Here is a 520-nt window from a genome sequence, read left to right as displayed (position 1 = left end):
AGGAAAAAAAGAAAAGGGGAAGGAAAAAGAGGGGGGAAAGGGAAAGAGGAAGGGAAGAGAAGAGGGGGGAGAAAGAAGGAAAAAGAGAAAAAAAAAAGGAGGGGGAGAAAAAGAAAAAGAGGAAGAAGGGAGGAAGAGGAGAAGAAAGAAAGAGGGAAGGAAAAGGGGAAGGGAGAGAAGGGAGAGAGAGAGGGAGGAAAGAGGAGAAAAGAAGGAGAGGAAAGGAAGGAAGAAAGGAGAGAAGGGGGGAGAAAAGGAAGAGAAAAGAGGGGGAGAAGGGGAGGAAAGGGAGAGAGAGAAAGAGAAAGAGGAAGAAAAAGAGGAGGGGAGGAGGGGAAAAAGGGAGGGGGGAAGGAAAGAGGGGGAGGGGAAGGGAGGAAGAGAAGGGGGAGAGGAGAAGAGGGGGGGAAAGGAGAGAGGGAAGAAGAGAAGGGGGAGAGAGGGGGGAGAAAAAAGGAAAAAAGAAAGAGGAGAAAAGGACACAAAGCAGAGTAGAAAAGATCGGAAGAGCACACGTCTG

Annotated in this window: 1 protein-coding gene; it reads left to right on the top strand. The window is 49.4% G+C overall.

The window, feature by feature from the left end; genetic code table 11:
• A partial coding sequence (locus NR125_RS30265; protein ID WP_256816866.1) for a hypothetical protein occupies nt 1-520 on the top strand: 520 nt, incomplete at both ends.

This window comes from Cytobacillus sp. Bac17 (assembly GCF_024519925.1).
GTDB classification, from domain to species: Bacteria; Bacillota; Bacilli; order Bacillales; family Cytobacillaceae; genus Cytobacillus; species Cytobacillus pseudoceanisediminis.
Note: the sequence above shows the minus strand (reverse complement) of the source record. Positions and strands in the feature narration are given on the sequence as shown.